Here is a 23,520-nt window from a genome sequence, read left to right as displayed (position 1 = left end):
TAACACTTGTTTAGTCCCAGCCGCCATTGGAAAGAAGCCCCATTTCCATCAACTGTTGCCAGCCGTGAAGCTTCGTTGCTTTGTCGTCCCACAGGTCCGGGCCGGTCGTCAGCCAATCATAGTAGGCATCAAAATCCTCGGGCCGTCCAAAATGTTCTTTGCGCGTTTTCTCTTCTTTCGAACGCGCAATGACGCCCGGCAAAAACTTGGTATGCAGCAAAATCCCTGACAGCCGAGTATCGCCCGACACACATTCCGGCCCGTCCCACTCCAGATTCAGGCGCGGCGGAAGAAGCGCATGGGTCGAATTCACATACGCGAAACGTCTGTTCCACTGGACAAGCGGGAACTTGTTCAAAGTCGGAGCACGCTCGGGTCGATTGAAGAAAAACACGCGGTCGCGGGGACCACCCTGCACCCAAAGATTTTGCGCGGGCAACTGTCGCTGGGCGCGATAGGGGCCCGTATCAAACCATTGCAACACCTCGGTCGGATCCTGCTCGGGTGAGTACCTCTGCCGGCCCAGTGGCCCTTTCGGAAACAGATCCAACATCAATGCGCCCAGCGCCGTCGCGCCGGTCTGGTCCAGCCGGTTGGTCACTGCAGTCAGGTCGCGGCTGTCGCAGTGGGGATAAATCAACAGCTCATCTGCATCGACACACAGGCACCAAGCCTTGTGTCCATATCGAAACTGCAGCCACATGGTCCAATCGACACCAAAGCGTGACGCTTTATAGCTGGCGGTGGTGCGCCAGACAGAAACGTCGTGCTGATCGGTCAAGTAAGCTTCGGACCCATCATCGCTGTTGTTCAAGACAAACAGGAAGTGGCCAACGCCCAGATCCCGATAATGGGACAGGAAATGTGGTAGGCGCGCAAGCTCGTTGCGGACCGTGGTGAACGCGCGAATCTGTCCCTGCGCAATCCTGTCAGTTCGATCTACAACGACTTCAAGATCGCGGCGCGCGCGGAACGACTGCCAGATAAGGCGGCGGCGTTTCAGCCGCATTCTATATGCTGTCCAGGGATCCAGACCTTGCGCAGACACAGGTAATTACTCTGCGGCCTTTTGCTGAGCAACGATGTCATGCAGATAGCTTGCGAATTCTTCCCGCAACTCTTCGCGCGCCATGCCGAAGGCAACTGTGGCCTGCAGGAAGCCCGCTTTCGAGCCACAATCGAACCGCTGTCCGCGGAAGCGATAGCCAAATACATCGCGACCCTTTTGAATCTCGGCGGCAATCGCATCGGTCAATTGAATCTCTCCGCCCGCGCCGGTTTTCATCTTGTTCAGGCTACGCAACACATTCGGGGTCAGAATATACCGCCCTATCACCGCTAGGTTCGAGGGAGCTTCCTCTAGCGTCGGTTTTTCAACCATGCCTTTTATGGACACCATGGCGCCCATATCCTCTTTCACGTCAAGCACGCCATAGGCGCTGGCTTTTTCGGCGGGCACTTCCATCGCGGCAACCATACAGCCACCGGTTTCTTCATAGGCCTCGACCATCTGTTGCAGGCACGGTTTCTCGGCCGCAATCACATCGTCTGGCAAGATGACGGCAAACGGTTCGTCAGCGATTAAGCGATGTGCACACCAAACCGCATGCCCCAGGCCCAGCGCTTTATGCTGGCGCATATAAGCAATCGCGCCGCTTTCCATGTTGGTGTCTTGCAAAATCTCCAGCAGGGCGTCTTTGCCTTTTCTGCGCAGTTCTTGCTCCAAAACCGGGGCGTTATCGAAGTAATCTTCCAGCGCACCTTTGCCCCGCGAGGTGACAAAGATAAATTCTTTGATGCCAGCGGCGCGGGCCTCATCAATCGCGTACTGGATCAACGGGCGGTCAACCAGAGTCATGATTTCTTTCGGAATCGACTTTGTAGCAGGCAGGAAGCGCGTCCCAAGACCTGCGACTGGGAAAATGGCCTTCGTGACCTTCTTATGCGTCATACAAACACCTCTGAGTTACCGGTCCGCCTGACAGAAAGACGATGGGCTTGAACCTGCGCCACGCGCGCAGATTAAGTTATAATATTGAACACCAATGCGTGAAAAATCTGACAACTTCATGGCAATTGTTCATGATTGTGGGTCAATCGGCATTTTTTCTCAAGACCATTCCACTTTTTGTTGGTGACGGGCAGGCGACCCGCCTCTTGCGCTAGAAATTTATCAGATTAAGCGGCGGCAATGCGAACTAGTCCATCCCAAGCTCATTCAGGATGCCTTCGATTCTGGTGACATCCTCTGGGTTGTTCAATTCCCAGAACTGTTGGCCGCGCGCGTCGACTTCTACACATTGAACGGGGCGTTCGCGTTCCAGAAAGCGCAGTTGCTCTAAACCTTCAAGTTGCTCAAGTGGGCCGGGTGCCCAGCGCGCATAGGCAGCCAGCGCCGATGGTCGGTAGGCATACACGCCCACATGATGAAAAACCGGCGTAGGATCATGGTCGCCCCACTTGTTGCCAGTGGTATAGGGGATCACCTCTTTCGAAAAGAAAAGTGCCTTGCCTTCCGCCCCAAACACGGCGGTTGTTGCCCCAACCCGGCCAGCGCGCCGATCTTCCAGAAACCCAGCCAGGGCACGACCATCGCACCGCAAAACCGGCGTGGCAACTTCAGCGGTTGGGTGGTTTGTAAGGGCGGCAATCAAATCTTCGACAAACCAATGCGGGGTTAGCGGAGCATCACCCTGCAAGTTCACCACAATGTCATAGCCACCGCCCAGCGCATCCAGCGCTTCGGCGCAACGTTCCGTGCCGTTGCGACAGGTGGATGAGGTCATCACAACCTCAGCCCCAAAACCCTCGGCCTCGGTCCGAATGCGGGCGTCATCGGTGGCAATAACAACGCGGTCGACGCCGTTGACGGCTTGTGCAGCATCCCAGCTGCGTTGGATCAGGGACTTGGCCTGTCCCGTTGCTCCGTGCAAGGGAACCAATGCTTTACCCGGATACCTGACCGAAGCATAACGCGCGGGGATGACGATCAGGACGCTCATCGCTTCAAGCTTTCCTCAGCTTTACTCCGGGGGCGTAGGCGATGAAAAACGGGTTCTCGTAAATCGGTTTGCCATACGTAAGGGGTGTGTGATCGTCGAACCTAACGACGTCGCCACCTGCGCCCTTCAAAACTGCATGACCCGCAGCCGTATCCCATTCCATCGTGCGACCCACACGGGGGTAAATGTCGGCCTCTCCTGTTGCGACAAGACAGAACTTCAATGAACTGCCCGCAGACTTCATATCTTTGACTGCATATTTGTTGATGTAGTCATCCGTGGCCTGATCTCGGTGAGATTTGGATGCCACCACCATCAAAGCCGCATTGTCAGGTGACGAAACCGAAATAGGTGACAGATTACCGACGGCATCCTTGTCAAACGGCCCTTGCTCTTCAACGCTTTTGCCGTCGGCACGGGTGAAGAACATGCGGCCTTTGGCCGGGGCATAGACAACGCCACGAACGGGGGTTCCGTCGACAACATAGGCGATATTGACCGTGAAATCCCCACGCCGGTGGATGAACTCTTTAGTGCCGTCCAGTGGATCGACGATCAAGAAGGCACTTGCCCGCTGCTCGTGGCTATCGGCTTGTTCTTCCGTCACCAACAGCACGTCCGGGAATGCTGCGCGCAACCCTTTTGAAATCAATGCATCAGCCGCTTCGTCTGCTGCAGTCACCGGGCTGTCATCAGATTTTGACCGCACATCAAAGTCGTCCGAATTATAGATATCCATGATCACGTCCCCAGCCTCAAGCGCCAGAGTCCGCATTACAGTTTCCAGACGGGTAAAATCCAAGAGATCGCTCCTTACCAGCGCCATTGCGCGGTGCTGTTGATTACATATTTTTGCCCACTTATGATGTTTGGGTAAAGGAACGGCAAGAATTCCCTGCAAATAATTCCCCAACGCGGGCAAAGGCAGAACCATGTTTGAAGTCAAAGTGAACAGAACGCGGCTAGAGGCAGCCGTATCAATGATGTCGGTGATTTATCACGCGACTGTTTTTGATCTGCGTAAATCACACCCAAATGCGATCATTGGACTTCTGATCAACATTTTTCAGTCCCTGCTGATGGTCGCGGTCTTTTTCGTGATGATGAGCATCCTTGGCCTACGTTCAAGCGCCATTCGTGGTGATTTTTTGCTTTATATCATGTCGGGTGTATTCATTTTTATGACGAACATCAAAACGATGAAGGCAGTATCGTCTGCCGCAGGTCCGACGTCTTCGATGAACCTGCATGGACCGATGAATACACTTGTCTCGATCATCGCGACGGCATTGGGGTCGCTATATTTGCAGATTTTGTCGATCTTCGTCGTACTGATCGTCTATAGTCTTGCGTTCAAACCCGTCGACATCCAAGACCCCACCGGCGCTTTTATGATGCTGCTGCTCGGGTGGTTTAACGGTGTGGCCGTCGGTATCATTTTTCTGGCATTAAGCCCGTGGTTTCCCCGGTTCACCACAACTGCAACCATGTTCTATATGCGCGTAAACATGTTCGCGTCGGGGAAGATGTTCGTGGCGAACTCGCTGCCCTTTTTCATGCTGGCAATGTTTTCCTGGAACCCTCTCTTTCACATTATTGATCAGGCAAGGGGCTATGCGTTCATCAATTACTTCCCACATTATTCGAGTTGGGAATATCCGCTGATCGTGTCGATCGTGTTGGCGTTTCTTGGCATGATGGGCGAAAGCTATAGCCGCCGGTACGTCTCTGCCAGTTGGGATGCTCGCCGCTAGGCGTTCGTGTCATCTGTTGGTTCGGCAGCCACCACCCTTAGCGTCAGGTTGATCCGCCCGTTGCCCTTCAGCAGATCGGAAGACCCGAACCGCAAGCGATCAATGCCGTGATAGGCCAGCCGCGCAGCGCCATCCATCATCAACACATCACCGGATTGAAGCCACATCGATTGCGTCATGCCTCGCCGTACGGTTCCGCCAATCCGAAACAGTGCGTCATCACCCAAGCTGATGGACACGACCGGGTAGGAGAAATCTACCTCGTCTTTGTCCTGATGCATCCCCATTCGCGCCCCTTCGCCGTAGTAGTTGATCAGACAACAATCAGGGCAACGGTCGATGTTTGCTACGGCACGCCACACATCCATTACCAGGTCCGGTATGGCGGGCCAGGTTGCGCCATTCGGGTGGCGTGGTTCGTAACGATAGCCCCGTCGGTCAGACACCCACCCCAGTCGCCCTGCAGACGTCATGCGCACTGACATTTGTTTTCCAGACTGTGTTACGGGGTGAAAAAACGGCGCAGTGACCGCAACCTCGCGCAGCACGTCAACCAGTGTTTCCTGTGACGCCCTCGTCAGCATCCCCTTGAAAAGCTTCGCCCCACCCAGATCGAGCGGCGGGCTGTTATGCGCAATCATGGCCAAAACCCCGAAAATGACTCACTTTTTTACCCATCTGCCACCCTTTGAAAGCTTGCAGGCCCCAATTCCCCTACTTATATACCCCGAGAAGCCGGATTGGGGCACGCCCATCCGGTCAGAAATCTGGGATCTGGGGCCGATGCTTTGCAAGGTCGGCTCCCTCAACATCGCCTACGAGAGGATTTTTGAGCATGGCTAAAGTCATTGGTATCGACCTCGGCACCACAAACTCCTGTGTTGCCATCATGGACGGCTCGCAACCGCGAGTCATCGAAAACGCAGAAGGCGCACGCACGACGCCTTCGATCGTCGCCTTCAAGGACGACGAGCGCCTTGTTGGCCAGCCGGCAAAACGCCAGGCGGTCACCAACCCCGACAACACAGTCTTCGCCGTGAAGCGCCTGATCGGCCGCACCATGAAAGATCCGGCTGTCGAGAAAGACAAGAAGCTGGTTCCCTATGCCATCGTCGATGGTGGCAATGGTGACGCATGGGTCGAAGCTGCTGGGCAGAAGTATTCCCCCTCGCAAATCTCGGCCTTCATTCTGGGTAAGATGAAAGAAACGGCAGAAAGCTATCTGGGTGAGGAAGTCACTCAGGCCGTGATCACCGTGCCCGCCTATTTCAACGACGCCCAGCGTCAGGCGACCAAAGACGCCGGCAAAATTGCTGGGCTGGAAGTGTTGCGCATCATCAACGAACCGACCGCTGCCGCTTTGGCCTATGGTCTGGACAAGTCGGAAACCCACACCATCGCGGTTTATGACCTTGGTGGCGGTACATTCGACGTGACCATTCTGGAAATCGACGACGGTCTGTTCGAAGTGAAATCCACCAACGGCGATACGTTCTTGGGTGGTGAAGATTTCGACATGCGCATCGTCCAGTATCTGGTCGATGAGTTCAAAAAGGAAAACCAGGTCGATCTGTCGAAAGACAAGATGGCGCTGCAGCGTTTGAAAGAAGCGGCAGAGAAAGCCAAGATCGAACTGTCCAGCTCGTCGCAAACCGAGATCAACCAGCCCTTCATCTCGATGGGCTCGGATGGTTCACCTTTGCACATGGTCATGAAACTGACCCGCGCTAAGCTGGAAAGCCTGGTTAACGACTTGATCAAACGTTCAATGAAACCCTGTCAGGCTGCCTTGAAAGACGCTGGCTTGTCGAAGGATGACATTGACGAAGTGGTTCTGGTCGGCGGGATGACCCGTATGCCGAAAGTAATCGAGGAAGTGTCGAAATTCTTTGGCAAAGCCCCGCACAAAGGTGTGAACCCGGACGAGGTTGTGGCTATGGGTGCCGCCATTCAGGCTGGCGTTCTGCAGGGCGACGTCAAAGACGTTGTGCTTCTGGACGTGACCCCGCTGTCGCTGGGCATCGAAACTCTGGGTGGCGTGTTTACCCGTCTGATCGACCGCAACACGACGATCCCGACCAAGAAGTCGCAAATCTTCTCGACCGCTGAAGACAACCAGAACGCCGTGACCCTGCGCGTGTTCCAGGGTGAGCGTGAGATGGCTGCCGACAACAAAATCCTTGGCCAGTTCAATCTGGAAGACATTCCGCCCGCACCGCGCGGCCTGCCTCAGATCGAGGTGACCTTCGACATCGACGCCAACGGAATCGTGGAAGTGGGCGCTAAAGACAAGGGCACCGGCAAAGAGCACAAAATCACCATCCAAGCATCTGGCGGTCTGTCAGATGACGACATCGAGAACATGGTGAAAGACGCAGAAGCCAACGCAGAAGCTGACAAAGAGCGGAAAGAGTTGGTTGAAGCGAAGAACCAAGCTGAAAGCCTTATCCATTCGACTGAGAAGGCGATGGAAGAGCATAACGACAAGGTCGACCCGACCACGATCGAAGCGATCGAGCTGGCCATTGCCGCGCTGAAGGACGTGATGGAAGAAGAGAACGCCGACAAGATCAAGTCGGGCATCCAGAACGTTACCGAAGCGGCCATGAAGCTGGGCGAGGCGATCTATAAGGCGCAGCAGGAAGAAGCGGCTGGAGAAGAGCCCGAGGACGCCGGCGGCCCCTCGGCGGTGGATGACGACATTGTCGACGCCGACTTCGAAGACCTCGACGACGAAAACAAGCGTTAAGTCTGTTTAGGTAACGGGCGGGGCTGCGCAGGCAGCCCTGCCCCCTCCCAAAGGGAGATTCTCCATGTCAAAGCGTGATTATTACGAAGTACTCGGGGCATCAAAAGGTGCGTCTGCGGAAGAGCTGAAGAAAGCCTATCGCAAGAAGGCCAAAGAGCTGCATCCGGATCGCAACTCGGACAACCCGAATGCCGAAGCTCAGTTCAAAGAGGCGAACGAAGCCTATGAGGTTCTGAAGGACGCCGACAAAAAGGCGGCCTATGACCGGTTTGGTCACGCCGCCTTCGAAGGTGGTATGGGCGGTCGACCAGGCGGCGGACATCCGGGTGGCAATGGCGATTTCGCCAGTGCTTTTTCAGACGTTTTCGACGATCTGTTCGGCGACTTCATGGGCGGTGGCCGCGGCGGTGGCGTACGTGCGCAACGCGGCTCGGACCTGCGCTATAATTTGCGCGTGACGCTGGAGGAGGCGTTTTCCGGTCTGCAGAAAACCATCAACGTCCCAACGTCTGTATCCTGCGATGAGTGCAGCGGCACTGGCGCCGAGGCGGGGGCCGAGCCGACGGTCTGCCCGACCTGTTCCGGCATGGGCAAAGTGCGAGCGCAGCAAGGATTCTTCACTGTTGAACGGACCTGTCCGACCTGTCAGGGCACCGGCCAGATGATCCAGAACCCCTGCAAGAACTGCGGTGGCGCTGGGCGTAAGCACAAAGAGCGGTCGTTGTCTGTGAACATCCCGGCAGGTGTAGAAACCGGCACGCGCATTCGTTTGTCTGGCGAAGGCGAAGCTGGTCTGCGCGGTGGACCGACAGGTGACCTTTATATCTTTATCGATGTCGCCGAGCATCCGATCTTCGATCGTGAAGGTGTGCATTTGCATTGTCGTGTCCCGGTCTCTGTGGCTTCGGCCGCTCTGGGTGGCGATATAGAGGTGCCAACAATCGACGGCGGCCGCTCGCGCGTGAAAATTCCGGCTGGCAGCCAGTCGGGACGGCAAATGCGCTTGCGCTCAAAGGGGATGCCCGGCCTACGCGGCGGACCACGGGGCGACATGTATATCGAGCTTGCTGTTGAAACGCCTGTGAACCTGACGTCGAAGCAGAAAGAGCTTCTGCAAGAGTTCGAAAAGCTGTCGGAAGAGAACAACCCGGAAAGCTCGAGCTTCTTTTCGAAGGTCAAAAGCTTCTGGGATGGAATGAAGGGTTAACACCTAAAGGCTGTTAACTATTCGTTCACCAATTTTGGTGCAGTCTGCTCTCATGACAGAGAGCAGACAATTCCAGTTCCAAGAAATGCCGATGGCGCTGTTCGACACAGATGAAGCGCCCGCCCGACCCGTCGCGGTAAAGGGCGGGAAACTGCCATCCTATATCAAGGACCACCGCAAGCGGTTGCGGCAGCGGTTTATGGAAGGCGGCGCGCAAGCGATGCCGGATTATGAGTTGTTGGAGCTGGTTCTGTTTCGCGCCATCCCACGGCAAGACGTAAAGCCTTTGGCGCGTGCATTGCTGGACACATTTGGTGACTTCAACCGCGTCATCACGGCGCCTTTGCAACGGCTACGAGAGGTTGCTGGCATTGGCGATGCGGTGATCACAGAGCTGAAAATTGTTGAAGCATCAGCGCATCGTATGGCGCGCAGCCGGGTCATCCAGCGGCACGTCATCTCGTCCTGGGATGCTGTGCTGGATTATTGCCACACCACCATGGCGCACCGCGACACAGAGCAGTTTCGCGTGCTTTTTCTGGATCGGAAAAACGTGCTGATCGCAGACGAAGCGCAAGCCAACGGAACGGTCGACCATGTGCCGGTTTATCCACGCGAGGTGGTCAAGCGAGCGTTGGAGCTGAACGCATCGGCGATCATTCTTGTGCACAACCATCCGTCAGGTGATCCCACGCCGTCGGACAGCGACATCCAAATGACAAAACAGGTGAATGACGCCGCAACAGCGTTGGGTATAACGCTGCATGACCATCTGATTGTTGGAAAATCGACCGAACTCAGCTTCCGCGGGGCTGGGTACTTATAGCCTCAGTCGACCCAAATTTCGACCCGGCGGTTGACGCCCCGGCCCCAGGCACTGTCATCGCAGGCCATCGGCATCGCTTCACCAAATGCTTCGACCTGCAAATCAACACGGGCTTCATCGAAGGCTTCGAGCTGTTGCTGCACTTGATTGCGTACGGCGGCTGCACGTTTTTTGGCGAGGTTAAGGTTCTGTTCGGCAGCGCCCTGACCGTCCGAGAATCCAACGAACATAACCTGACGGCCGTCAAACCGACCGCTTTCCAGCGCTCTGGCCAAAAGCGCGACGTTGGAGCGGGATGGCGCATCTAAAAGCGTAGAGCCGCCTTCAAACCGAAAACTGATCGACAGACGGTCTTTTCCATCGAGGCTTTCCACCATGCGCTTAAGCTCTGACAGCGCAACCTCTTCCCCCGATGCCGCGATGGCGTTTGCCATACGGTCACCCTGTTCGTAGACCGGGATACGCGTGAGCGCCTGGTCCACAAACCCCGCCCTGCGGGTTACAAACTGCGCACTATCAGTTCTAAGATAGGATAAGAAATCGCGCGCCAGTTGCGGTTGTCGGCGCTCAGGCAGGTAAAGATACATCGGCATCGTCAGCGGATAATCCTCTGACTTAATGGAGTTGGCCGAGGCTTGAACCTTAAAACCGCAAGGGCCGCTAAGCTGAACGACCTCGCCATTTCCGGGCTGCATGAAAGATGTAATCGCTATCCCGAACGGATCGCGCGCAATCGCGTCCGTCAGGGCCTTGTTGGAAGGATGAAATCGCACACGGTCGGACAGCGTCACACCGCTGGCGGCGATAATGCTCTGCATAAATGCGGGGCCAAACCCCTCTTCGATATCCATCAGATAGGGTGTGATAGGCGCGTCTTCTCCGCCCAATTCGCTCCAATTGCGGATCTTGCCGGCATAGATGGCGGCAAGCTGCGAGATCGAAATCTTTGTCACTGGATTTCCCGGCGACACGATTGGCACCAAAGCATCCAGCGCAATAACCCGGCTTTGCCGCGCGATCCGCAAATCGCCCAGCCCGGCCTCGCGCGCCATACTGCGTTCGCGGGTGGACGCCTGGCGCATTGACAACACCATGTCAGCCTGTTGTCCCAGCAGATCAGCGAAGCCTTCCGCGCTGGTGGTCAATTTGATTGTAATTCGAGCCTGTTCCTGCCCAGATGCGCCGTCATAGAGCGTGTAAAGCGTGCCAATCCCTAAGACTTCTTCGCGTTTCAGAGCGTAGCCTTGTCGCAGCGCAAATCCCTCAACAAGGGCCGGGAACAGCACCTGACCCATGCTGTACGCGCCGGAAATGGTCAGCTCGGCCACAAACGGTCCAAGGCTGGGGCAGCCTGGCCCTTCGCAGGTTACGCCGGAGCTGTCGACGGTCAGAATGCCGAACTCGGTGTCAACGCGGTAGAACTCGCCGTCAAACGTCAGCAAGGTTCCTGTCAGCTCAATCGAGCCATCGCGCGACGTTAGCGTCACGTCTTCCGCCCTCGCCGAAAAACCCGACGCAAGCATCAAACATGCCGCCGCGACAATCGCGCGCAAAATGTTCATGACAAATCCCAACCCCTGCGTATCCGTTGCGCAATCATCCGGATTGGCGCGCAAGATTTCAACCACAGATGTTGACGGCATGCCTGCTTATGCCAGACGGCCGTGACAATGTTTGAACTTTTTGCCTGACCCACAAGGGCAGGCATCGTTGCGCGATGGGTTGCCCCAGCTGGCCGGGTTGTTTTCATCAAACCCGTCTTTGGCATCCTGTGCACTGTCTGCAGCTTGTGCCAACGCCTGCTGTTGCTGGACCATCTTTTGCATCATTGCCTGCTGCTCTTCTTCAGACATGGGCCGGATCTGAGCCAATTTCTGCGTCACATCGGAACGCAGGCCATCAAGCAGGCTTTCAAACAGCTGGAACGCCTCGTTCTTATATTCGTTCAGCGGATCACGCTGTGCGTATCCTCGGAAGCCGACAACCGACCGCAAATGATCCAGCGTCAAAAGGTGCTCGCGCCACTTCGAATCGATGGTCTGCAATATCAATTGCTTCTCGATCGAGCGCATGGTCTCGGGCCCGAAATCGGCAGCCTTCTTGGCCATATGTTCGTTGGACGCGTCATACAGCCGCTCGCGGATGCTGTCGTCATCGACGCCTTCTTCTGCGGCCCAGTCGACGACCGGAACCTCAAAACCAAGGTTTTCGATTACAGCGGCCTGAAGCCCTTTAGTATTCCACTGATCTGCATAGGATTTTGGCGGCATATAGGTATCAACCAGATCGTCAATCACCTGATGGCGCATGTCGCCCACAATCTCGGACAGATCCTCGGCTTCCATAATCTCCAGACGCTGTCCAAAGATCGCTTTCCGCTGATCGTTCATCACGTCGTCGAATTTCAACAGCTGCTTACGAATGTCGAAGTTGCGGCCTTCGACCTTAGCTTGGGCGCGCTCCAGCGACTTATTCACCCATGGGTGAATGATTGCTTCGCCTTCTTTCATGCCCAATGTGGACAGCACTTTTTCCAGCCGTTCGGATCCAAAAATCCGCATCAGATCGTCCTCAAGCGACAGGAAGAACGACGATTTTCCGGGGTCACCCTGACGGCCAGAGCGTCCGCGAAGCTGGTTGTCGATCCGACGGCTTTCATGACGTTCGGTCGCCAAAACAAACAGGCCACCGGCATCCTTTACGGCCTGTTCGTCTGCTTCATGGGCAGCTTCGATCCGGGCGCGGATTTCATCGGGGTTACCGTCTGGCTCAGCGGCAATCGCCTCCATCACTTTGAATTCGACGTTGCCGCCCAGCTTAATGTCGGTCCCGCGACCAGCCATGTTCGTGGCGATGGTAACAGAGCCTAACTTGCCTGCATCCGCAACAATCTGTGCTTCGCGTTCGTGTTGACGGGCGTTCAAGACATCGTGCTTGATGCCAGCTTCGGTCAACAACCGCGACAGCTCTTCCGATTTTTCGATCGAGGTCGTGCCGACCAGCATCGGCTGGCCTTTTTCGTTGGCGGTGCGAATTTCCTCGACAACAGCGGCGTATTTTTCGGTGGTTGTGCGATAGACGGCGTCATGTTCATCAACACGGGCAATGGGGCGGTTGGTTGGGATCTCGACCACACCCAAGCCGTAGATCTCGGCAAACTCGTCAGCTTCGGTCAACGCCGTGCCGGTCATCCCGCTGAGCGTGCCGTAAAGGCGGAAGTAGTTTTGGAATGTCACAGACGCCAGCGTCACGTTCTCGGGCTGGGTCTTGCAGCCTTCTTTGGCCTCGATGGCCTGATGCAAACCTTCGGACAGGCGGCGACCGGCCATCATCCGACCAGTAAACTCGTCAATCAGCACCACCTCGCCATCGCGCACGATATAGTCTTTGTCCCGCTGAAACAGCTTGTGCGCGCGCAAGCCCTGGTTCACGTGGTGAACGATTGTGGTGCTTTCCGGGTCGTAAAGTGACTGACCCTCGGGCAACAGCCCCCGCGCGTGCAGGATTTCTTCCAGAAACTCGTTGCCTTCCTCAGTGAAGGTTGCGCCGCGGTTCTTTTCGTCAATCGTGTAATGCTCTTCGGTCAACTCAGGGATCAGCGCGTCGATCGTTACGTAAAGCTCCGAACGGTCCTCGGATGGGCCCGAGATGATCAGAGGCGTCCGGGCTTCGTCGATCAAGATCGAGTCGACCTCATCCACAACGGCGAAATTATGCCCACGCTGATACATGTCCTTCAGGTCGGACTTCATGTTGTCGCGCAGGTAATCAAACCCAAGCTCGTTATTGGTCGCATAGGTTACGTCGCAGGCGTACGCGGCGCGCTTTTCATCGTCCGCCTGATGCGGATAGACGACGCCCGTGGTCAGCCCCAAAGCGCCATAGACCTTGCCCATCCATTCTGCGTCACGTTTGGCCAGATAGTCGTTGACGGTGACGATATGCACACCCTCGCCGGACAATGCGTTCAGATAGGCCGGGAAGGTCGCAACAAGGGTTTTCCCCTCGCCGGTCTTCATTTCCGCAATGTTTCCTCGGTGCAGGAAGATACCGCCGATCAACTGGGTGTCGAACGCACGCAAGCCCAGCGCCCGTTTCGCAGCTTCGCGACAGTTGGCGAAGGCTTCGGGCAGAATGGCGTCCAGCTTCTCGCCGTCTGCCACACGTTTTCTGAATTCTTCCGTCTTGGCGATGATGGCATCATCCGAAAGGGCAGCATACTCTTCTTCAAGCGCGTTTATTTTTTCGACGATCGGGCGGGTCGCTTTGATCATTCGATCATTGGGTGTCCCAAAGACCTTACGCGCGATTTTTCCAAGCATGTTTTCTTGCCTCAATGCGGTTCTGACGCTGGTGTGACCAGAGGGAACTTGCCCGTCCCTGTCCAGCCGCCTATCTAAGGGCTCAAGAACCAGCGCTCTCAAGCCTCCAAGCGATGTAAGCGTCGGGTGTAAAACTGTCAATGTTGCCGGGGAATCCGGCCCGTTTTGAGGACAAAAACATGTTGAAACGCAACGCAATTATTCTTAGCGCCGCTTTGTCGGCCGTTTTGGCTTACCCACTGGTCGCTCAGGATACCGGCGCCACGACCGAACCTGAAACAGAGCCGAAAGTCGAGATGATTGACGTGACAGGCGACACCGTCATTGCCACCGTGAATGGGGATGACATCACCATGGCGCATGTGGTTGCCGCACGGACGAGCCTGCCTGAGCAGTTCCAATCGTTGCCCGATGATGTTCTGTTGCCCGGGATCGTAGAACAGCTGATCCAACAGGCGGTATTGGGCCAAGCAATGGGCGAACTTAGCCACCGCGCTGAAATTCGGTTGGAAAACCAACGCCGTGAGCTGGCGGCCAATGATAAGGTGGAGGAGGTGATTTCGAGCGCCGTCACAGATGACGCGCTTCAAGCCGCCTATGATGCGCAATATGCCAACGCTGAACCCACAAAAGAGTTTAGCGCCTCACACATTCTGGTTGAGGCCGAAGATAAGGCGAAGGAACTGATCGTCGAGCTGGAGGGCGGCGCCGACTTTGCAGAGCTGGCGAAAACACATTCCACTGGCCCGTCGGGACCAAACGGGGGTGAGCTGGGATGGTTTGGCCCCGGCATGATGGTTAAGCCATTCGAAGACGCTGTCATGGCGATGGAAGACGGCGCGGTTTCCGCCCCGGTTCAGACCCAATTCGGCTGGCACATTATAAAACTGAACGAATCCCGCATGAAAGGCGCGCCTGCGTTGGAAGACGTGCGTGACGAGTTGGCCGTCCAAATCGAATCCGACGCTGTCGAAACAGCGCTAAAGGCTCTTTTGGATGCAGCGACAATCGACCGTATCGCACTTGAGGGGATCGACCCGGCCGCATTGCGTGATATGACGCTTCTAGATCAGTAAACCATCACCGGAAAGGCATGGGCATGGGCAAGTCGGCAAAGATTAAAAAGCTGAAGAAAAAACTGCAGAAGTTAAAGGCCCGTTTGGCGGCCGCAAAAACCCATACCCATGCCGTCGCGCCGCTTGCGCCTGCGGCGTTCCCCGAGTTGCCGGTCATTGGCGGCGCTCGGTTTTCGTCCGCGAAGGCCGGGGTAAAATACCCAGATCGGCTGGACGTAATGCTGGCCGAGCTACAGCCCGGCACGACCATCGCAGGCGTATTCACCAAATCTGCGACCCGGTCTGCCCCGGTGCTCGATTGCCAGGCAAAACTAGGGTCCGATTCCAGTGAAGGTGCCGCCATTTTGGTGAATGCCGGCAACTCCAATGCGTTTACAGGTGCCGCGGGTGACGGGTCAGTCGATGCCATCACGACACAGGTTGCCAAAGCGCTTTCAGTACCCAAAAACCGGGTCTATACCGCCTCAACTGGCGTTATTGGCGTGCCGTTGCCTCATGACAAGATCGTTGGAAGATTAGATGAGCTGAAGGGTACGCTGGTGCCAGACGGGCTGGCGGGCGCCGCCCAAGCCATTCGCACGACAGACACCTTTGCCAAAGGGGCCAAAGCCGAAGTAAAGATCGACGGTCGAACGGTTCATATTGCAGGCATCGCCAAAGGCTCTGGCATGATTGCGCCGGATATGGCGACGATGCTGGTGTTTATCTTCACGGACGCAAGAATTGATCAGACTGACCTCCAGTCGATGCTGTCTGAGCTGACTGAAACCAGCTTCAACAGCATCACTGTGGACAGTGACACATCGACGTCGGACAGCGTTTTGCTGGCTGCAACCGGTGCCTCTGGTGTTGACGTCCCCAAAGGCAACAAAGCCTTCAAGTCAGCACTGCACGATGTGATGCTGGATCTTGCACACCAAGTCGTTCGTGACGGTGAGGGTGCGACAAAGTTTGTTGAGGTCCGCGTCACCGGTGCGAAATCTGACACTGACGCCCGTGTGCACGCTCTGGCCATTGCGAACTCACCCTTGGTGAAAACAGCGATCGCCGGAGAGGATCCAAACTGGGGTCGTGTTGTCATGGCGATTGGGAAGTCCGGCGCTTATGCTGAACGCGACAAGCTTTCGATCCGGTTCGGTGATGTGTTGGTGGCCGAGAACGGATGGGTTTCACCCCATTACCGCGAGGAAGACGGCGCGCAGTATATGACGCAGGAAGAATTGGTGATCACTGTCGATCTGGGTGTTGGTGGGGGCGCTTCCTCTGTCTGGACTTGCGATCTGACGCATGGCTACATCCAGATCAATGCCGATTATCGGTCATAAGGCCGGTTCGGAGGGGTCTGGATGAAGGTTGTTCTTGTCTCAGCTGTGGCCCTTATTGACCGCGATGGGCGGGTGCTTTTGGCACAACGTCCGGCTGGAAAATCCATGGCCGGATTGTGGGAATTTCCCGGCGGGAAGGTTGAACCCGGCGAAACACCCGAACACGCGTTGGTCCGAGAGCTCAAGGAAGAGCTTGATATTGACACGTGGGCGTCGTGCCTTGCGCCACTGACTTTCGCCAGCCACAGCTATGACGACTTCCACCTTCTGATGCCCGTCTTTGCCTGTCGCAAATGGGAAGGCCAGCCAAAACCTCAGGAAGGTCAATCGCTTAGCTGGGCGCGCGTCGATCAATTGCGGGATTATCCGATGCCGCCAGCTGACTTGCCGCTGATCCCCGTTTTGCGCGACTGGCTATAAACCGCGCAGCCCATCACAAACCCGTTATTTGCCGCAGATTACCTGCTATGGTTGCGTCGAATCGATGCCTGTGAATTGGGAGAATTCAGATGTTGCGGACGATTGTACTTGGAAGTTGTGTAATGGTGCAGGGTCAGTATGTACGTGATCTTTCCGATGGACGTATCGTCGTTCGGGTAGAAGACCGTTTGTTCTCAGGTCGCCCGGTTGAGCAGCGCAAAGCCGCTTAATCTTAGCTTAGCTTCATATGCCGCAAGGCAAATAAAAAGGGGACGGTTAATCCGTCCCCTTTTCTTTGTGTTGTTCGCAGAGCTCTAGTCCAGCGAGCGTTCGACTTCTTCGCGTTCGAAGATCTCGATCACATCCTGTGGTCGGATGTCTTCATAATTCTCAAACGCCATCCCGCATTCTTGACCGGATTGAACTTCTTTTACTTCGTCCTTGAAGCGCTTCAGTGTTTTCAATGTCCCTTCGTGGATCACCACGTTGTCGCGCAACAGACGTACGCCAGCCGACCGGCGTGCCACTCCTTCGGTGACCAGACAGCCGGCAACTTTGCCAACGCCAGAAACTTTGAACACTTCGCGAATTTCGGCATAGCCGATGAAGTTTTCGCGAACTTCGGCCGACAACAAGCCCGACGCAGCAGCTTTCACATCGTCCACAAGATCATAGATGATCGAGTAGTATCTGATCTCGACGCCTTTTTGGTTGGCCGAATTGCGAGCCGAAGCATTTGCACGAACGTTGAAGCCAATGACCGGCGCGCCAGACGCTTCCGCCAGACCGATATCAGATTCCGTGATCGCACCCACACCATAGTGCAGAACGCGCACGCGGACTTCGTCGTTGCCGATCTTTTCCATCGCCTGAACGATGGCTTCGGCAGAACCCTGCACGTCGGCTTTGACCAGAATGGGCAGTTCGGCAACGTCTTCGTCGGCTTTCGCCTTTGCCATCATCTGCTCCAGCGTGGTGGCCGCACCTGCAGCCGCGCGTTTGTCTTTCGCCGCTTGTTCACGGTAATCGGCAATCTCGCGAGCCTGAGCTTCGGTTTCCACAACGTTCAGAACATCACCAGCTTCTGGTGTGCCATTCAGGCCAAGTACCTCGACAGGAACCGAGGGACCTGCTTCTTCGACGCGGTCGCCCTTATCGTTGATCAGAGCACGTACCTTACCGTACTGCTCGCCCACGACGAAGATATCGCCCTGTTTCAGCGTGCCGTTCTGGACCAGAACCGTGGCAACCGGGCCGCGACCCACATCAAGCTGAGCTTCAATCACAGCGCCAGAAGCAGCCCGTTCAGGGTTGGCCTTTAGCTCAAGGATTTCGGCCTGTAGCGCGATGGCTTCAAGAAGTTCGTCCAGGCCCTGGCCGGTGATTGCGGAAACCTCTACATCCTGGACTTCGCCAGACATCTTTTCGACAATCACTTCGTGCTGCAGAAGTTCTGCGCGCACCTGATCGGGGTTGGCAGCCGGCTTGTCGCATTTGTTGATTGCCACGATCATCGGCACTTTGGCTGCCTTGGCGTGGTTGATGGCTTCGATGGTCTGCGGCATGACCGCATCATCGGCGGCCACAACCAGAACCACGATATCCGTAACCTGAGCACCACGTGCACGCATCGATGTAAACGCAGCGTGGCCGGGCGTATCAAGGAAAGACAACACCGCGCCGTTATCTGTTGTCACCTGATAGGCGCCGATATGCTGCGTGATGCCGCCCGCTTCACCAGCCGTAACCTTCGCGTTCCGGATCGCATCCAAAAGCGAGGTTTTGCCGTGGTCAACGTGACCCATGATGGTGATGACCGGAGGACGATCAACAAGATCTTCTTCTTTGTCATCAACCTGATGGATCACATCTTCGACGTCCGCGTCGGAAACACGCACGACTTTGTGGCCAAACTCTTCGATGATCAGCTCAGCGGTGTCGGCGTCAATGGACTGGTTCTGTGTAACCATCATGCCCATGTTCATAAGCGATTTCACAACATCGGCTGCACGTTCGGCCATGCGGACGGCAAGTTCGGATACCACGATGGCCTCCGGTAACTGGACGTCACGAATGATCTTTTCGCGATCAACATTCTCGCCCATAGCTTTCTGACGGGCGCGCTCTTGCTTGCGGCGCATTGACGCCACCGAGCGGTGACGCCCGTCGCCACCACGAAGCGCCTGATTCAGTGTCAGCTTGCCTGAACGACGCCCATCGTCACGGGCGGCACCTTTGGCCGGGCGTGCTTGGCGGTCAGCAGCGCCACCGCGATCATCTTTCTTGCGTGGGCCTGAAGGCGCTTTGCCAGGGCCGCGCTGTTCCGCAGCTTGTGCGGCAGCAGGATCTGCTTCTGGGGCAGGTTGCTTGGCGCGGGCCTTGGCCTCTTCGGCTTCACGCTTCTTGCGGTCATCCTCGGCGGCTTTGGCCTTCAGTGCTTCTTCGCGCTCGCGCTCTTCGCGTTCTTTCGTCTCGGCTTCTTCGCGGCGACGATTGCGCTCTTCTTCGCGAGCCTTTTCTTCGGCGGCGCGCGCTTCTGCTTCTTCGGACTCGCGCGCTTTGGCGGCTTGCAGCGCCTTCATGCGGCGGTCCAGTTCGGCATCCGAAATGCCTGCGGGGCGTTTCTTCGGATCGCCCGCCGCAGGAGTGGCCGCGCCAGCACCAGAAGCCGCACCCGGCTTGGGTACGACAACGCGCTTGCGTTTCGTTTCGACCACGACGTTCTTCGTCCGCCCATGGCTGAAGCTCTGCTTCACCTGACCGGGACGAGCTCCGCCACGCAGTCCCAGGGTCTTTTTACCGTCATTATCGCTCATCTGGTCTTCGTACCTTTCCGGTGACCCTTGCCACCGTCGTTATCTTGCTCGCGCAGCGCCCGTAGTTTCTTGGCTTCCTCTACAACACGGGATGCCAAACCACCAGACGCAAGCGCGCCATGTATCACATTTTCACGCCCAAAGGCCATTCCCAGCTCATCTGCCGTCAGGCAGGTAAAGAACTGGTCCTTGCCGGGCGGCGGGCGAAGCTTGGACTTGCCCCGCTCTGACCCGTCTGACGCCTGGATCAAGACGGCTGCCTGTTCCTTAACAAGCCAGTCTTTCACCTTCTCGAACCCAGCGACCGCTCCGCCTGCTTTTCGCGCGAGGCTGATCAGATGGACCACACGCGCCGCCAGCGCTTTCTCAAGCATCGGCAGCAGATCCTGGGGCACTGTCACCTGCTGTTTGGCCGCCCGCAAAAAAAGCCCCTTTGTGGCAGCTTTTGTAAGCGCAGCGCGGTCAGCGGATACCCATATCCCGCGCCCCGGCAGTTTTCCCAACAGATCGGGCACCACACTTCCGTCTGGCCCCACTACAAAACGGATCAACCCGGCTTTTGGTTGGGTTTCTCCGGTCGCGATACAGCGACGTTCCGGCTCTTCCGGCCGAGATTTGTGGCCACCACGCGTCATGCGTCGTTCCCGAAGCCTGCGATCAGGCTTCGGCCTCCTCGACTGCGGTTTCGCCCGCTGCATCTTCTTCGGTTTCGTCCGACTCAAGATCCGCAGGATCAACCCAGCCCAGCAAAATGCGGGCGGTCATGACCATATCCTGAGCCTGCTCCAGCGTCACACCGAATTTTTCCAGCGAGCCGTCGTCCTTCGACCGTTCGCCATCAACGGTGGTCCAACCGCCTGCCAGTTCCCAGTCTGCACAGGTGGCGAAATCTTCAAGAGACTTCACACCATCTTCGGCCAGCGCCTCCACCATTTGCGGGGTCAAGCCTTCGAAGGCAATCAAGCTGTCTTCGACGCCCTGAGCGCGTGCGTTTTCAAGCGCCTTGGCGTTTTGCGCCTCGATATAGTCGCGTGCACGCGCCTGAAGTTCTTCGGCTGTCGCATCATCGACCCCATCGATGACGAGAAGCTCGTCCACCTCAACATAGGCAACTTCTTCGAGGTTCGAGAAACCCTCGGCCACCAAAAGCTGCGCGAAGAATTCGTCCAGATCCAGTGTTTCCATGAACAAAGCGGTGCGGGTCGCAAACTCGGCCTGACGACGTTCACTTTCTTCGGCCTCGGTCATGATATCGATGTCGAGGTTCGTCAGCTGTGACGCAAGGCGCACGTTCTGACCACGGCGACCAATGGCCAGCGACAGCTGTTCATCCGGCACCACAACCTCGATTTTTCCAGCTTCTTCGTCCAAAACCACTTTCGACACCTCGGCAGGCTGAAGCGCGTTCACAAGGAAGGTCGGCTGATCTTCGTTCCACGGGATGATGTCGATTTTCTCGCCCTGAAGCTCGTTCACGACGGCTTGCACGCGCGAACCACGCATACCAACGCAGGCACCAACCGGATCAATCGAGTTGTCATACGAGATCACGGCGATCTTCGCGCGCGAACCGGGGTCACGGGCAACCGCTTTGATTTCGATGATGCCGTCATAGATTTCCGGCACTTCCATTTTGAACAGCTCGGCCATGAATTCCGGCGCGGTCCGGCTCAGGAAAATCTGCGGTCCGCGGGCTTCGCGACGCACATCTTTGATGTAGCAGCGGATACGGTCGTTCGGGCGATAGCTTTCTCGGCCGATCTTTTCATTACGGCGCAGAATCGCTTCGCCAGTGCCCACGTCAACGATAACGTTGCCATATTCCTCGCGCTTGACCTGACCATTGATGATCGTGCCGGCGCGGTCTTTGAATTCTTCGTACTGACGGTCACGCTCGGCTTCGCGCACCTTCTGCAAAATCACCTGCTTGGCTGACTGCGCGGCGATCCGCCCCATCTCAACTGGCGGCACCTCTTCAACGAATGTGTCGCCAATTTTGGGATCTTCCATATATTGCTTGGCTTGATCGACTGTGAACTCAGCCTGGTAGTTTTCCAGTTCTTCCTCTTCGACCACGGTGCGTACGCGGGTAAAGGTGGCACGGCCAGTTTTGCGATCAATCGCAACACGGATGTCCATCTCGGCGCCATAGCGCGACTTGGCAGCCCGCGCGAGGCTTTCTTCCATCGCTTCGATCACCAACGCGGGGTCGATCATCTTTTCGCGCGCGACGGCTTCGGCGGTCTGGAGCAGCTCCAACTGGTTTGCAGAAGTAATTGCCATGGATTCAGTCCTCCTCAGAACCGGTGATTTCTTGAATTTCGTCAAATTGCTTTTCGTCGATCTGGCCAGCATCCTTACGCTGGTTCAGAACTTGGCGAATAAGGTCGTCGGTCAGGACCAGTTTGGCCTCTGACAGCCAATCAAAATCGAGCCCGATGGTCACGGTTTCACCCTTGTTCTCGATCTCGATCAGAACCTCGTTGCCGTCAACCCCGGCCAATGTGCCTTTGAAACGCTTGCGGCCGTCGATCAGCTCGGACGTTTCGATCTTGGCGACATAGCCGCTCCACTCTGCAAAATCCTTCAGGCGAGTCAGTGGGCGATCAATGCCGGGTGATCCGACCTCAAGGGTATAGTTGTCCTCGATCGGGTCTTCCACATCCAGAATGGCGCTGACCGCGGTCGAAATCTCGGCGCATTCGTCAACCTCAATGCCGCCCTCTGGGCGTTCCGCCATGATCTGCAACGTGGGCGTGTTGCCCCCCATCAGACGCAAACGCACCAGCTCAAAGCCCATCCCTTCGATCACGGGATCGACGATATCGGCCAGCCGACGGTCTATTGCTGCTTTGGCAACAAGGTTGCTCACACGCATCTCCAAAACAAAAAAACGGGCCAGCAGGCCCGTCGGAATTTCCGGTGGAGCTTCGGGGGTGGAGGCCGAAGCGCCGCTGTTGAAGAAGGATATAGGTCAGTTGCAGGTGGGATGCAAGCCGAGTCTCTTACACGCCCAAAGTATCGCGTTGCCGCGCCAATTTTTCCATCGTGTACACAAGCTCATCTGCGATGCCGCGCTCGGACAAGGCATGGCCAGCCATATGGATCATCCGCAGGTCCGAAGACGGCCAGCGTTGATGCAGTTGCCACGCGGTGGTGGGAGGGCAGATCATATCGTGGCGACCCTGTACAATCGTGCCTGGTATATGAGCAATCTTTGGCATATCGCGCAGGATCTTGCCGTCCGATTCAAGAAATGCGCCGTGGGTGAAATAGTGGTTCTCCAACCGGGCAAAGGCGCGTGCATAGTCCGCAGGGCTGTCAATCATCGTGCCGGTGTTCTGGATCGATGCCAGCGCGTTTTCCCACCCGGTCCAGGCCTTGGCGTATCGCGCTTCATCTTGCTTATTGCCGGAAAACAAACGCCGGTTATAGGCCGCGATCATATCGACACGTTCATCTTCGGGAATCAGCTCTTCAAACCGTGACCAAAGCTCCGGCCAGAAACGCCCGGCGCCGCCGCCATAAAACCAATTTAGCTCGGCCTGCGTGGCAAGAAATACGCCGCGCAGAACCAGCCACGCCACACGGGCAGGGTGCGCTTGTGCATAGATCAGTGCCAGCGTTGCCCCCCAACTGCCTCCAAACACCACCCAACGGTCAACACCAAGGGTCAGGCGGATATGTTCGATATCCCGAACCAAATGCCACGTGGTGTTTGCCTCGATGCAGGCATGGGGGCGCGATCGGCCACAGCCGCGTTGATCAAACAAGATGATCCGATAATCGTCGGGGTCAAAAAACCGGCGCATCGCGGGCGATGATCCGCCGCCGGGCCCGCCGTGCAGAACAACAACCGGAATGCCGTCGGGATTGCCGCTTTGTTCGACATACACTTTGTGCCCATCGCCCACATCCAGCAAACGCCGATCGAAGGGGTCGATCGGCGGATGAAGCCGTGCAGTGGCGTTGTTTTTTCCTGCGGCCTTGTCCATATGTCCTCTATATAATGACCCGCGCGCG

General features: G+C 56.5%; 20 protein-coding genes. 8 read left to right on the top strand and 12 right to left on the bottom strand.

From position 1 onward, the window contains the following. Window positions 1-10: 10 nt before the first annotated feature. The 4 genes from K3556_RS00545 to cysQ all read right to left on the bottom strand — a co-directional run bounded on the left by K3556_RS00545 (window position 11) and on the right by cysQ (window position 3,777). On the bottom strand, window positions 11-1,009 hold the full coding sequence (locus K3556_RS00545; protein ID WP_260517794.1) for a glycosyltransferase family 2 protein: 999 nt from the start codon (window positions 1,007-1,009) through the stop codon (window positions 11-13). Between the two features lie 45 nt (window positions 1,010-1,054). Further along, window positions 1,055-1,951 carry a UTP--glucose-1-phosphate uridylyltransferase GalU gene (gene galU, locus K3556_RS00540; protein ID WP_260517793.1) on the bottom strand — a complete coding sequence of 299 codons (897 nt, stop codon included), beginning with the start codon at window positions 1,949-1,951 and terminating at the stop codon, window positions 1,055-1,057. Between the two features lie 247 nt (window positions 1,952-2,198). Next, entirely contained in the window at window positions 2,199-3,002 is an 804-nt protein-coding gene (locus K3556_RS00535; RefSeq protein WP_260517792.1) for a 3-deoxy-manno-octulosonate cytidylyltransferase, read from the bottom strand. A gap of 4 nt (window positions 3,003-3,006) precedes the next feature. Next, window positions 3,007-3,777, bottom strand: a complete 771-nt coding sequence (gene cysQ / locus K3556_RS00530; RefSeq protein ID WP_409557782.1) for a 3'(2'),5'-bisphosphate nucleotidase CysQ — start codon at window positions 3,775-3,777, stop codon at window positions 3,007-3,009. A 157-nt stretch (window positions 3,778-3,934) separates the two neighbouring features. Here cysQ and K3556_RS00525 point away from each other — a divergent pair, with 157 nt between their 5' ends. Beyond that, entirely contained in the window at window positions 3,935-4,756 is an 822-nt protein-coding gene (locus K3556_RS00525; protein WP_260517790.1) for an ABC transporter permease, read from the top strand. Here K3556_RS00525 and K3556_RS00520 read toward each other — a convergent pair. Further along, window positions 4,753-5,397: an alpha-ketoglutarate-dependent dioxygenase AlkB family protein gene (locus K3556_RS00520; protein ID WP_260517789.1), complete on the bottom strand. Its 645-nt coding sequence runs from the start codon at window positions 5,395-5,397 to the stop codon at window positions 4,753-4,755. The two genes, K3556_RS00525 and K3556_RS00520, sit on opposite strands and share 4 nt — an antisense overlap. Before the next feature lie 194 nt (window positions 5,398-5,591). Between K3556_RS00520 and dnaK the strand changes: the two genes are divergently transcribed. The 3 genes from dnaK (at window position 5,592) to radC (ending at window position 9,538) form a co-directional block, all read left to right on the top strand. Continuing rightward, a complete protein-coding gene (gene dnaK / locus K3556_RS00515; protein ID WP_260517788.1) occupies window positions 5,592-7,505 on the top strand; it encodes a molecular chaperone DnaK in 1,914 nt (637 codons plus the stop codon). A 64-nt stretch (window positions 7,506-7,569) separates the two neighbouring features. Continuing rightward, window positions 7,570-8,712, top strand: a complete 1,143-nt coding sequence (gene dnaJ / locus K3556_RS00510; RefSeq protein ID WP_260517787.1) for a molecular chaperone DnaJ — start codon at window positions 7,570-7,572, stop codon at window positions 8,710-8,712. A gap of 52 nt (window positions 8,713-8,764) precedes the next feature. Beyond that, window positions 8,765-9,538, top strand: coding sequence for a RadC family protein (gene radC / locus K3556_RS00505; RefSeq protein ID WP_260517786.1), 774 nt, complete (start codon window positions 8,765-8,767; stop codon window positions 9,536-9,538). Between the two features lie 2 nt (window positions 9,539-9,540). On the opposite strand, the gene K3556_RS00500 is transcribed toward radC, so the two are convergent. Both K3556_RS00500 and secA read right to left on the bottom strand, forming a co-directional pair. Continuing rightward, window positions 9,541-11,181 (bottom strand): phosphate ABC transporter substrate-binding/OmpA family protein, encoded by a 1,641-nt coding sequence (locus K3556_RS00500; RefSeq protein WP_312847272.1) that lies wholly within the window; start codon window positions 11,179-11,181, stop codon window positions 9,541-9,543. A gap of 6 nt (window positions 11,182-11,187) precedes the next feature. Beyond that, the gene (secA, locus tag K3556_RS00495) at window positions 11,188-13,860 is read right to left on the bottom strand and encodes a preprotein translocase subunit SecA (protein WP_260517785.1); all 2,673 of its coding nucleotides are present in this window, start codon (window positions 13,858-13,860) and stop codon (window positions 11,188-11,190) included. A 179-nt stretch (window positions 13,861-14,039) separates the two neighbouring features. On the opposite strand from secA, the gene K3556_RS00490 reads away from it, so the two are divergent. The 4 genes from K3556_RS00490 to K3556_RS00475 all read left to right on the top strand — a co-directional run bounded on the left by K3556_RS00490 (window position 14,040) and on the right by K3556_RS00475 (window position 16,911). Beyond that, entirely contained in the window at window positions 14,040-14,936 is an 897-nt protein-coding gene (locus K3556_RS00490; RefSeq protein WP_260517784.1) for a peptidylprolyl isomerase, read from the top strand. Window positions 14,937-14,959: 23 nt separating this feature from the next. Beyond that, on the top strand, window positions 14,960-16,261 hold the full coding sequence (gene argJ / locus K3556_RS00485; RefSeq protein WP_260517783.1) for a bifunctional glutamate N-acetyltransferase/amino-acid acetyltransferase ArgJ: 1,302 nt from the start codon (window positions 14,960-14,962) through the stop codon (window positions 16,259-16,261). Between the two features lie 21 nt (window positions 16,262-16,282). Then, window positions 16,283-16,681 carry an 8-oxo-dGTP diphosphatase MutT gene (mutT, locus tag K3556_RS00480; RefSeq protein WP_260517782.1) on the top strand — a complete coding sequence of 133 codons (399 nt, stop codon included), beginning with the start codon at window positions 16,283-16,285 and terminating at the stop codon, window positions 16,679-16,681. A gap of 89 nt (window positions 16,682-16,770) precedes the next feature. Further along, entirely contained in the window at window positions 16,771-16,911 is a 141-nt protein-coding gene (locus K3556_RS00475) for a hypothetical protein (RefSeq protein ID WP_260517781.1), read from the top strand. Between the two features lie 84 nt (window positions 16,912-16,995). On the opposite strand, the gene infB is transcribed toward K3556_RS00475, so the two are convergent. The 5 genes from infB to pip form a co-directional block, all read right to left on the bottom strand. Next, window positions 16,996-19,497, bottom strand: coding sequence for a translation initiation factor IF-2 (gene infB, locus K3556_RS00470; RefSeq protein ID WP_260517780.1), 2,502 nt, complete (start codon window positions 19,495-19,497; stop codon window positions 16,996-16,998). Continuing rightward, the gene (locus K3556_RS00465; RefSeq protein WP_260517779.1) at window positions 19,494-20,132 is read right to left on the bottom strand and encodes an RNA-binding protein; all 639 of its coding nucleotides are present in this window, start codon (window positions 20,130-20,132) and stop codon (window positions 19,494-19,496) included. The genes infB and K3556_RS00465 overlap by 4 nt, the downstream gene beginning before the upstream one ends. Before the next feature lie 22 nt (window positions 20,133-20,154). Next, window positions 20,155-21,780, bottom strand: coding sequence for a transcription termination factor NusA (gene nusA / locus K3556_RS00460; RefSeq protein ID WP_260517778.1), 1,626 nt, complete (start codon window positions 21,778-21,780; stop codon window positions 20,155-20,157). A 4-nt stretch (window positions 21,781-21,784) separates the two neighbouring features. After that, window positions 21,785-22,369, bottom strand: a complete 585-nt coding sequence (gene rimP / locus K3556_RS00455; protein WP_260517777.1) for a ribosome maturation factor RimP — start codon at window positions 22,367-22,369, stop codon at window positions 21,785-21,787. 133 nt (window positions 22,370-22,502) lie between these two features. Then, window positions 22,503-23,492, bottom strand: coding sequence for a prolyl aminopeptidase (gene pip / locus K3556_RS00450; RefSeq protein WP_260517776.1), 990 nt, complete (start codon window positions 23,490-23,492; stop codon window positions 22,503-22,505). Window positions 23,493-23,520 lie beyond the last annotated feature (28 nt).

Source organism: Aliiroseovarius sp. M344 (assembly GCF_025140835.1).
Lineage (GTDB): Bacteria > Pseudomonadota > Alphaproteobacteria > Rhodobacterales > Rhodobacteraceae > Aliiroseovarius.
Note: the sequence above shows the minus strand (reverse complement) of the source record. Positions and strands in the feature narration are given on the sequence as shown.